The organism is Weissella sp. DD23 (assembly GCF_001579105.1).
Classification (GTDB): Bacteria; Bacillota; Bacilli; order Lactobacillales; family Lactobacillaceae; genus Weissella; species Weissella cibaria.
Genome location: NZ_KQ970391.1, coordinates 352,242 through 354,830 on the forward strand (window position 1 = coordinate 352,242; position 2,589 = coordinate 354,830).

The following is a 2,589-nucleotide window of genomic DNA, read 5'->3' on the forward strand; positions in this document are numbered from 1 at the left end:
GATATGCGTGAATGGTCAGATTACGAGCAAAAGTTTGCTACCATTACGTCGTTTGCAGATTCATTCAATTATTTGGCGTCTGAAGAAGAAACGTTGCAAGCCTTTAAACAAGTTGCAGCCCACTTGGAAGCTAATGGTCAATTTTTGTTTGACGTGATTTCACCTTGGCAGACAGACGTGTACTATCCGGGGTATATGTACAATTGGCATGATGATGAAACCGCCTTTATGTGGTCATCATATGGTGTTGAAGAGCAAGCCCACACGGTAGAACATGAGTTAACATTCTTTGTTTACAATGAAGAAATTGATGGCTTCCAACAAATTCAAGAAGTGCACACAGAGCGCACGTACGAGTTAGAAACATATAAGCGCTTGTTAACTGAAGCTGGTTTTACCAACATTGAGGTATTAGCAGACTTTGGTCGCGAAACAGTAACGGCGGAATCGCCACGTTGGTTCTTTAACGCAACGAAAGCTTAAAAAGGAGTGAGCTGGTAATGGAGGCTGTTGGGCTAATAACCGAATATAATCCGTTCCACAATGGGCACGCTTACCATGTAGCGCAAGCGAAAGCACTGACCGGTGCGGACGTCGTGGTCGCTGTCATGAGTGGTAATTATGTGCAACGTGGGGTGCCAGCTACCTTTGACAAGTGGCAACGGGCGGAACTGGCGTTACGAGGTGGGGTTGATTTAGTTTTTGAATTGCCGTTCGCATTTGCGGTACAGCCAGCGCATATTTTTGCGCGTGGTGCGGTGCAATTGCTCGCCGATGCGGGTGTGAAAACGATTGTTTTTGGTGCTGAACACGGTGACTTGGACTTTCTAGCGCTGGCGCAACAGGCTCACCAACGGCTAATGGCTGACAAACAATTTTCAACTGACTACAGTCAAACTTATGCCACGGCGTTTAATGATGTCCTGGCAGACGTGGTTGGCTTTCGATTAACTGATCCTAATGATATGTTGGGGTTTGCGTATGCGACCGCTGTCATTGACTTGGACTTGGTAGGCACAATCACGTTACAACCAATCCAGCGGATTAAAGCTGGCTACCATGAGACGCGGTTGGTTGATGATCATATTGCCAGCGCAACTGCCATCCGAGAATTAATGGACAAACAAGCACCAACGACGTCTTTCTTACCGTACGTTGGACAGCAAGCTGCTGAGCTGTTAGCCCAAGGCGCTCAAACCGCACCTTGGTCAACGACTTGGTACCATGCGTTGCAAACGAAAGTGATGACAACGCCAATTGCTGAACTTGAACAAATTTATCAGTTAACGGATGGTTTAGCGTATCGATTGCAAGAACAGGTGGCGCAACACCTAGCGACTGATTTCACGTCATTTATGGCAGCATATAAGTCGAAACGTTATACACAGGCGCGCCTACAACGCACGTTACTGTACACTGTTTTAAATATTACAAGCGCGGAAATGCAAACCGCGATGGCAACGCCTTATTTGCGCATGCTTGGGGCCACGACACTTGGTCGTCGTTATCTCAAGCAACAGCGTGATGAGTTTTCGTTGCCAGTGATACATAAAGTTGAAAAGGATGATTTAACTGGCATTTTAGCGCTTGATTATCGAGCTGGTCGGTTGTATCAACTTTTCTCACAACGACCAGCCGATCTTGCAAAGGCGCAGGATACCGGTCGCATTCCAGTTTTTATAGAAAGAGGATAAGTCATGAAGTGGCAATTTGTGGAACTCCAAAAGTACAAGACAGAAGCACTCCAATTCAATGAAGTTGTGGATTTGAAGGATGAAATTACAACAACATTTGGGGATGTCATTTTAGATGTTACACCGTTGACGGTGACGGGATTTGCACAAGCAGATCGTGAAGACATCATTGTTCACGCGAATGTGAAAGGACAACTAGTGACGCCGTCAACGCGTTCATTGGAACCTGTGGAAATGCCAATTGATTTTGACATTGACGAAGTTTACTTACAAGATGAAGCGCACGCTGATCGTTATGAAATTGAAGATTCAGTCATCTTAGTTGAAGATGGTGTGATTGATTTCAACCAAGCGTTGGCTGAGTACGTGGCATTGTCAGTACCATTGCAAGTGTTGACTGAAGAAGAACAGAATCAACCAATGCCTGAAGGTAATGGTTGGGCAGTGATTTCTGAAGATGACTTTGACAAGAAAAAGGAAGAAGAGCCAGTGCAAGCAAACACGCCACTGGCTGGTTTGGCTGACTTGTTCAAGGATGAAGATTAGTTAAACAGAGGCGCTTACCGGCGGTGAACCGGTGAGCGTTTTTCCACATTTTAAACGGAAGGAATACTTGCATAATGGCTAAGCCGAAAGAAACGCCAATGATGAAGCAGTACAACGAAATCAAGGCGCAATATCCAGATGCATTTTTGTTTTATCGTCTGGGAGATTTTTATGAACTGTTTAATGACGATGCCGTTTTGGGCTCACAATTATTAGAATTAACGTTGACCCAACGGAATAAAAATTCCGCTGAACCGATTCCTATGGCCGGCGTACCACATCACGCCGCCCAGAATTATATCGATATTTTGGTCGATAAGGGATACAAAGTTGCGGTTGTTGAACAGAT

The 2,589-nt window shown here is 45.2% G+C and carries 2 protein-coding genes and 2 pseudogenes; all 4 read left to right on the forward strand.

Features of this window, described 5'->3' with window-relative positions; genetic code table 11:
• A pseudogene (locus WEIDD23_RS04190) lies at positions 1–483 on the forward strand (SAM-dependent methyltransferase); the annotation flags it as partial.
• Between the two features lie 17 nt (positions 484–500).
• On the forward strand, positions 501–1,694 hold the full coding sequence (locus WEIDD23_RS04195; protein ID WP_010373541.1) for a nucleotidyltransferase: 1,194 nt from the start codon (positions 501–503) through the stop codon (positions 1,692–1,694).
• A 3-nt stretch (positions 1,695–1,697) separates the two neighbouring features.
• Entirely contained in the window at positions 1,698–2,240 is a 543-nt protein-coding gene (locus WEIDD23_RS04200; RefSeq protein ID WP_010373543.1) for a DUF177 domain-containing protein, read from the forward strand.
• 74 nt (positions 2,241–2,314) lie between these two features.
• Positions 2,315–2,589: pseudogene (locus tag WEIDD23_RS04205) on the forward strand (DNA mismatch repair protein MutS); the annotation flags it as partial.